9 protein-coding genes and 1 tRNA gene are annotated in these 8,039 nt (G+C 66.3%); 8 read left to right on the top strand and 2 right to left on the bottom strand.

Annotated features, from left to right (window positions below; translation table 11 throughout):
* The 8 genes from AO501_RS08330 to AO501_RS34510 all read left to right on the top strand — a co-directional run.
* Positions 1–371, top strand: a 371-nt coding sequence (locus AO501_RS08330) for a DUF4192 family protein (protein ID WP_231752396.1), incomplete at its 5' end; no start/stop codon positions are given.
* Positions 372–801: 430 nt separating this feature from the next.
* Positions 802–1,800 (top strand): DUF3560 domain-containing protein, encoded by a 999-nt coding sequence (locus tag AO501_RS08325; RefSeq protein ID WP_055577275.1) that lies wholly within the window; start codon positions 802–804, stop codon positions 1,798–1,800.
* Positions 1,801–2,228: 428 nt separating this feature from the next.
* Positions 2,229–3,287, top strand: coding sequence for a DUF932 domain-containing protein (locus AO501_RS08320; RefSeq protein ID WP_055577274.1), 1,059 nt, complete (start codon positions 2,229–2,231; stop codon positions 3,285–3,287).
* Positions 3,288–3,797: 510 nt separating this feature from the next.
* Positions 3,798–4,145 carry a hypothetical protein gene (locus AO501_RS08315; RefSeq protein ID WP_055577273.1) on the top strand — a complete coding sequence of 116 codons (348 nt, stop codon included), beginning with the start codon at positions 3,798–3,800 and terminating at the stop codon, positions 4,143–4,145.
* A gap of 92 nt (positions 4,146–4,237) precedes the next feature.
* Positions 4,238–4,396 carry a hypothetical protein gene (locus AO501_RS36985; protein WP_156452407.1) on the top strand — a complete coding sequence of 53 codons (159 nt, stop codon included), beginning with the start codon at positions 4,238–4,240 and terminating at the stop codon, positions 4,394–4,396.
* 59 nt (positions 4,397–4,455) lie between these two features.
* Positions 4,456–4,526 (top strand) — tRNA-Ala (locus AO501_RS08310).
* Positions 4,527–4,783: 257 nt separating this feature from the next.
* A complete protein-coding gene (locus AO501_RS08305) occupies positions 4,784–5,272 on the top strand; it encodes a TIR domain-containing protein (RefSeq protein ID WP_055577272.1) in 489 nt (162 codons plus the stop codon).
* Positions 5,269–6,255 (top strand): HIT family protein, encoded by a 987-nt coding sequence (locus tag AO501_RS34510; protein WP_082658475.1) that lies wholly within the window; start codon positions 5,269–5,271, stop codon positions 6,253–6,255. Before AO501_RS08305 ends, AO501_RS34510 begins: the two co-directional genes overlap by 4 nt.
* Here AO501_RS34510 and istB read toward each other — a convergent pair.
* Both istB and AO501_RS08290 read right to left on the bottom strand, forming a co-directional pair.
* Entirely contained in the window at positions 6,247–7,065 is an 819-nt protein-coding gene (istB, locus tag AO501_RS08295) for an IS21-like element helper ATPase IstB (RefSeq protein WP_055577271.1), read from the bottom strand. The genes AO501_RS34510 and istB overlap by 9 nt on opposite strands.
* A partial coding sequence (locus AO501_RS08290; RefSeq protein WP_419775667.1) for a Mu transposase domain-containing protein occupies positions 7,062–8,039 on the bottom strand: 978 nt, incomplete at its 5' end. The genes AO501_RS08290 and istB, both read right to left, overlap by 4 nt.

Genomic DNA, 8,039 nt, shown 5'->3' with positions numbered 1-8,039 from the left:
CCCCCCGGGCCGGGATGGTCATCACCGGGCATCCCGTCGCGCGCGACGCCATGATCGGGCTTGCGGTAAAGAACCCCCGAGCCGCCGCAGACCTATGGACCTTCATCGGCCGCCGGCTGCGCGGGCAACACCGCGCCGAAGCCCTCACCCTCGCCGCCGCCTGCCTGTGCCTCGACAGTGACACCGTGCGCGCCGGCATCGCGATCGAGGCCGCACTCGAGGAAGCCGACACCACATCCACCCCAAGGCCCAAGCTCGCCAGGCTCCTCGAAATCGCGCTGCGCGCCGGCCTGAACCCGGCAACCATCCGCGACACACTCATCCAATCCACCGCAGAACACAGCGGCAGCGGTGCGCCCGCCGCCGGCTAGCCACACCTCACACCACGGCCCGGCCAGCTCCGCCACCACGCGGGGTTGGCCGGGCCCCCCTTTTTCTTCCGCACCCGCCCAGGCCGTCAACGTCGGGATAGGGCCGCCTGGCGGCGGCCGTCACATCCGTAGCCGCTCACCATTTTTGCAGTCAGCGGGGGTGTCCAGTGTGACCGGCGGGGACTGGTGTCGCCGTCAACCCGGGCCTCGGCGGGCTCGCCCGTTCTCGCTGCGCTCGCCCGTGCGCCACCGGCGGCATGTGCCGCCCTACCCAGGCTCGCCCCACGGCGCTGCGCGCCGGGCTCACCGGGCGCCAAATCCGCCTCCCGCTTCACCGCCGGGCCCAGGTGGACCGCGCCGCCCCGCCGGTCCCCCGCGAACCCCAGCGCCGACCGGCGCACTTAACCGGAACACAGAACGGAAAAACCCAGTGGGCATCGAAATCATTCACACCGCCGCACAAGGCACCCTCGTACACGGCACCAGCCGCGGCGACGGCACCAACACCATCCTCAAAGCCGCCGGATTCCGCTGGTTCCCCACCCTGGGACTGTGGGGCATCCTCCGAAGCCGCGACCGCCAACCCAACCACCACATCATCAACCACGCCTCCCAAGCACTGCGCGACGCCGGGCACACCGTCGAAGTCACGATCGACGACACGCACCGCCCCACAGCCGATGCGGAGGCCGACCGCGCCGAGCGCCAATGCCAGCGGGTCGAGGCCCTTACCGCCAAGGCCGACCGCCGCGCTGACACCGCCCGCGACGCATGGGAGGCCGAGCAGCGCGCCATGGACGCGCTCCCTCCCGGTGGAGAGCCCATCAAGATCGGGCATCACAGCGAACGGCGCCACCGCAAAGCCATCGAGCGCTCCAATGACGCGACCCGACGCGCCATCGCCGCCACCGCCGCCGCCGGTGCCGCAGCCGTCCGAGCCGACGCAGCCACCCACACCACCGACCGGCGCTACCACCCGGTCACGGTGAAAAACCGCATCGACACACTCGAAGCCGAACAACGCTCCGACCAAAGGCAACTCGATGGCCACCGCCGCGTCGTCGCACGCACCGTCAACCACGAATACGTCGACGAGTTCCCGCCAGCCAGCGGATCTCACCGCGAGCAGATCGTCGCCCGGATGGCCCAACGCGCCGACGACATCGCCTACTGGCGCGACATTTACTGCACCCAACAGGCCCAAGGGGTCGCCAACACCTACAGCCGCGACACCATCGCCAAGGGTGACCTGATCAAGTACCTCAACACCTGGTACCCGGTTGAACGCGTCAACCTGAAATCCGTATCGATCCGGCTGCACGCCAACGCATCCTGGACCGACACCGTCGCCTACCACAAGATCCAAGGCCACCGGCCCGCAGCACCCACCCAGCCCCACGCCGCTGCCACCGGCACCACCAAGCAGTAACTACACTCGCGAGGCCCGGTCAGCTCACCAACTCCCCGAGCTGGCCGGGCCCCCTTTTTCTTCCGCCCCCCGCCCAAGGCCGCCAGCGCCGGGATAGGGCCGCCTGGCGGCGGCCATGAAATCCGTAGCCGCTCACCATTTTTGCAGTCAGCGGGGTGTCCATTGTGACCGGCGGGGCTTATGTCGCCGTCAACCTGCGCCGCGGCGGGCTCGCCCGTTCTCGCTGCGCTCGCCCGTGCGGCACCGGCGGCACTTGCGGCCCTACCGCAGCTCGCCCCGACGGCGCTGCGCGCCTGAGGCTCGCCGGGGCCGCAAATCCGCCTCCTGCGTATCCGCCGGGCTCAGTTGACCGCGCCGCCCCGCCGGTCCCCGCACACCCAGCGCCGACCGGCGCACACCAAACACCTTCCACTGAAAGGGAAGACATCATGGCACACGAACTCGACATCACCACCGACGCCAACGGCATCGCCCACGTGTCCTTCGCTAACTCCCGCTCTGACCACTGGCACCGCCTCGGGCAATCCGTCGGCCACGCCATGACGGCCCGCGAAGCCCTCGACGCCGCCCACCTCGCCGGCTGGAACGTGCGCAAGATGGCATTGCAGGTCCCCCAGGAACCCATCATCGACGAAACCGGCGTCACCACTCCGGCACCCCTGGCAGTGCCCGACTATTACGCCACCGTGCGCACCAACCCCATCCACGGGCGCCTCGACGTCCTCGGGGTCGTCGGTTCCAAATACGAGCCCGTCCAAAACGAAGCCTCCTGCGATCTGCTTGACGCCCTGGTCGACGCCTCCGGGGCGCACTTTGAAACCGCAGGTGCCCTGCGCGGGGGCCGCGAAACGTTCATGACCATGAAGCTGCCGAACACGATCGTCTTCGACGGCCGCGACGGAACCCAGGACCTCACCGAGCTGTATCTCGCTGCGCTGAACTCCCACGACGGGTCCTCGAAGTTCACGTTCTTGATCACCCCCGTGCGCATCGTGTGCAAGAACACCCAATCCGCGGCCCTGCGCAATGCCAAAGCCAGCTGGGGGATCCGCCACACCGGCGGGGCACGCGCCGCCATCCAGGAGGCACGCAACGCCCTGAAACTGACCTGGCGCTACATCGAAGCGTTCGAAGCCGAAGCCGCCGAACTCTACGCGCGGCCGATGGACACCGACGAAGTTCGCCGCTTCGCCAACACCCTGCTCGAGGTCGACTCCGCCCCCAGCGCCGCCACCGCACGGCACCGCAGCGAACGCGCCAACGGCATCGTCAAACTGTGGACGTCCTCCCCGACCATCACACCGATCGCCGGCACCCGGTGGGCGGCCTACAACGCGGTCACCGAATACCTCGACCACCACGTCCCCGTGCGCGGTGCCAGGACCTCCAGCGCCGCCAGTGAAACTCGCGCCCTGCGCAGCATCGCCACAGCCGCCAGCCACCAATCGCTGAAGGCCCAAGCATTCCGGTTGCTCCAGACCCTGTAGCTCACACCTGCCGGGTCCGGCCAGCTCTCCACCACGGAGGGTTGGCCGGGCCCCCCTTTTTCTTCCGCACCCCTGCCCCGAGCCCCGCTCGCCGGCCGCGACAGACCCAGGGGTGTGGCCCCGCGCCGGCTCGTCAAATCCGCTGCCGCCTATCGGCTTTGCGATCGACCGCGACAGCGACCACCAGCGCCGGGTCTGCGCACCATCCGCGCCGCCCAGCGGCGCAACACGACCGCCCGCGGCGGCCGTACGCCCGTAGCCACTCACCTTCTTGCCGTCAGCAAGGGGGCGCAGCCTAATCGGCCGGGGGCCCGACCTGTCAACCCACGTCCGGTGCTGGTGCCGGCGGCGGAGGACCTTTGCGGCCCTATCAGCTCGCTGACGCTCGCGGGCCGCAAATCCGCCGGCACCAGCACCGGACTCTTCGGGGTTGACAGCCCACCCTCGACCGATTGACCGCACCCCCAGCGCCGACCGGCGCGCAAACACCTTGACCGAAAGGAACAAGCCATGCCCGTACTTCACACCACCGTGTACCTCAACGAGTCGCCCGACCGCCTGTGGGGCCTTTCCACTCCCGTGCCCACCGGCCTGCGTCAGGCCGCCAGCTTCGACCTGGAGATCGGTGACGACCTCACGGGCCAAGCGCTCATCCACGCCGCCCACCGAATCGTGTTCGAACAACTCAACATCGACAACCCCACCGCCACGTGGGCCCTACGCTACCGGCTGGCCGGCCACCGCAGCTTCTCCGTTGGCGACGTCATGGTCATCGGTGAAACCGCCTGGCTCTGCGAGCCGGTCGGCTGGACGTGCCTCACGACCGCCGACCTCATCGCCGCACTCGCCACCCGCTAACCCGGCCAGGCCCGGGCGGACCCGCCACACGGCACCCGCCCGGGCCTGGTCCCCACCAGACCAACCACACCACCCTGAACGGAGCACACCCCATGAGCGCATTCGCCGTCGAGCACGAACACATCAACGTCCTGCTCTGGGCCGCAGACACCTTCCGCGGACCTCACAACCTCACTTGGTACTACGAAAACCCTCTGCGCATAGGACAACTCACCCGCGACAACGTCGACGAAATCGATTCTTATCTGTAGGAGAGTGAGTTGGAAGTGGGGATGACCAGCGGTGATGCCGTCGCGGTCATGTCCGTGACGGGGCCATAGTTCAACGGTAGAACGGGGCCTTTGCAAGGCTCAGATCGGGGTTCGATTCCCCGTGGCTCCACGAATGGAGTACAGACACCTTCATATCTGAGACCTCCTTGCCGACACGAAAAGTGTCATATCCGTGGAGTACCACCGGATGCGCAGTCGGCAAGGAGGTTTCGTGATGCTCCGGGTGCCCCGATCATTCTCGATGTAGTCCGATTGCGTGAACCCGCCGAGTGTGCCTGGAACACGGAACGTTCGTGTCACCCCTCGGAGCTAACCTCAACGAGCTGTGCTTCCGGCAAGACGCCGAAGCCTTGAGAGGAGCCAACGATGGCAACCAAGACCGTGTTCTACTCGTTCCACTACGAGCGCGACGTGCACCGAGTCCAGCTCGTTCGGCAGATCGGAGCGCTTGAGGGCCAGCCCCTTCTCGGCGCCCAGCAGTGGGAGGCGGTGCGTCGGCAGGGTGAGCAAGCGATCAAGGACTGGATCGACAAGCAGATGGCCTACAAGCGCGCTGTTGTCGTTCTGATCGGTCAGGAAACCGCGTCCCGACCGTGGGTGCTGTACGAGATCGAGAAGGCATGGAACGACAAGAAGCCGCTCGTCGGTGTACGGATTCACGGCCTGTCGTCGATGGGCTCTGTCGACAGCCGCGGAGCGGACCCGTTCACCAAGGTTCCGGGTGTGAGTGGTGTTCCCGTGTTCGATCCGACCCAGACGAACTGGCAGGGACAAATTGACACCAAGGCCACCTACGCGAACCTGTCCAACAATCTGGAGAGCTGGGTTGCGCAGGCCAAGACTCGACTGCTGTGACTTCTGAGCAGTGCCCGTTCTGCGCCATCGTCGCCGGCGAAGATGGCGATGTTCGGGAGGTGTATCGGAACGAGCACGTCGTCGCTTTCTTTCCGACGGAACCCGCCGTCATAGGTCATGTTCTTGTGGTGCCCAAGCGGCACATGGAAGACATCTGGGGATTGGAACCGGAGGAATCGGCTGAGCTATCGACCGCGGTTCTGCGCCTGTCAACCGCATTGCGTTCGGCATTGCTGCCGGAGGGCCTCAACGTCATACAGTCCAACGGCGAGGCCGCTACCCAGACGGTTCCGCATCTTCACGTGCACCTGGTCCCACGGCGCAGTGGGGACGCGATGGGGCCGATATGGCCACCCGAGACTGACTACTCGGAGGCCAGTAAGGACGAGGCGCTGCGTCGCGTGAGGGCCGCGGTCCAGTCCACACCGCCAGCCGCGCAGCCGGAGTTGTCGCCCGAGGATCGACGCAAGCATCTCGACTACATCCAGGCGGTGGTGACGCGGCAGTCCGCGGCGTCGTCGTCCGCGAAAGGGTGGCTCCTTCCGGTCACGACCGCAGCTTTCGGCTTTGCACTGACCCAGCATCTGTGGCCGCTCGCGCTTCTCGGAGTAATCGCGGTGATCCTCTTCGCGTACCTCGACGCCAACTACTTGCGGAGCGAGAAGGCGTTCCGGAAGCTCTACAACACCGTGGCGCGAGCTGAGCGAATGGTCCCTCGGTTCACTCTCGATCCGACTGATGCTGACGAGCCACCGCCGAACGGTACTCCGGAGAAAACGAAGTGGCAGAAGTTTAAGCAGGCGTACGTGCCCGAGCGGTCTGTGTGGAGGTCATGGTCGATCGCTCCGTTCTACATCGCGATGCTCGTTCTCGGGGTCGGCGTACTGATCGCCGCTGCGATCACCCGTCCCGCGCCGACAAGTACACACGAGAACCTCGAGCCCCCACCGGTGACGCAGACCGAGGTCGCAATGTCAACTTGAACTGGCCCCGGCGTGACGGTTCGATTTGGCCCCACTTGCTGGGCGGGTCTTGCGGGCTTGGGCGAGTCGGTAGGAGGTGCTGCCGGTTTCGATGATCTGTCCGGCGAAGGTCAATCTGTCGACGATGGCGGCACATAGTCGGGGGTCGGTGAATGTCTTGGTCCAGGAGGAGAAGGGTTCGTTGGAGGCGATGGCGATTGCCGCGCGTTCTTCTCGCTCGGTGAGAACTTGGAACAGCAGTTCGGCGCCACGCCGGTCAAGCTGTAGGTACCCGAGTTCATCGACCAGGATCAGATCGACTCGCCCGTAGTGGTTGATCAGTTTGGTCAGCTGCTTGTCGTCGGCGGCTTCGACGAGTTCGTTGACGAGCTTGCTGGCCAGGGTGTAGCGGACCCGGTGGCCGGCTTCGGCGGCCAGGGTGCCCAAAGCTATGAGTAGATGGGTCTTGCCGGTGCCGGAGTCACCGATCAAACACAAAGGGTTTCCTGCCTTGACCCAGGCGCAGGTGGCGAGTTGTCCGATGACGGCGGGGTTGATGGCCGGGTTGGCCTCAAAGGAGAACTCGTCCAATCGTTTTGGGCGCGGAAAACCGGCATCGCGCACACGGCGTTGGGCGCGGCGGTGGGTGCGGTCGTCGCATTCGGCGATCACCAGCTCGGACAAGAACCCTAGGTAGGACAGATGTTCACGCTCGGCAGCGGCGGCGATCTCGCTGAACCGGTCGCGAATCGTGGGCAGGCGCAGCATCCGGCAGCCCTGTTCGATGGCTGCGGTGGCGGCCTGATCGGTGACGCTGCGCCGCGGTGTCATGAGGTTTCTCTTCCCAGCAAGGCGTCGTACTGCTGCACTGAGGGCAGCGGCCGGGTATCGGCGGGCACGGCCGCCGAGCGGTGCTCGGCAAGGACGACCACACGACCGCTTGAGTTGCCGCCCTCACCTGGGCCAGCCGTCGCGCCGCGTCGTTCGGTGGCTTTGCGCGCTTCTAGCGCAACCACATCGGGGTTGGTGGACCCGACCGCTAGTGCGGCGGTGATACCGGCCCGCACGTCGAGCCGATCCATATGGCGGTGCAGCAGCAGCACCTCAACGAGCGCTCGGGTACCTGCAGCATCGCCGTGGGCTTTGCGGGCCGCGACCCAAAACGCCTCGTGCTCGGCGGCAAACACCTTGGCCGCGCGGGCTTGGGCCAGTGCTGTGGCACCGGGTAGGGCGCCGGGCTTGCGCAGCAGGATCTCCAGGTAGTGGTCTAAATCAAGGACTTTGGCGCCCTTGCCGACCGCACGCTGGTGGCGGGCCACCACCGTGGTGCGGTGATAAACCACCACCGCCGAGGCCGACAACTTGACCCGCAGCCGATGGCCGATGAAGCGCGCCGGGACACTGTAGTGATTGCTGCGCACTGCCACCTGGGCGTAGCGGTCTACCCGGGGGGTCAAAGTCAATGCCGTATCGAATGATTCGGTAGGCAACGGGCGCAGCAGCGTTTGTTCGAATGTCCAGTCCTGACCCACACTGCTCGAGCGGTTGCCGACCCGGCGGGCGTCATCGGCGTCATCGGCGGCCGCCAGCAATGCGTTGAGCTCGTCGATGGAGTCCACCACGGGCATGGGCACGCAATGGTTGCGGCGAAACCGACCGCCCTCGCCTTCCACACCGCCTTTTTCGTGGCTGCCCTCATGGCCGGGCTGGCAGTACCAGGCTTCGAAACCGTATTCTCTGAACTCAACGTCTGTGCTGCCCAGCGTCGCCGACATGTGCTCAGGAATCGGTTGTGACCGTTGGTA

This window comes from Mycobacterium gordonae (assembly GCF_001417955.2).
Taxonomy (GTDB): Bacteria; Actinomycetota; Actinomycetes; order Mycobacteriales; family Mycobacteriaceae; genus Mycobacterium; species Mycobacterium gordonae_B.
This window is presented reverse-complemented; position numbering and strand designations above follow the sequence as displayed.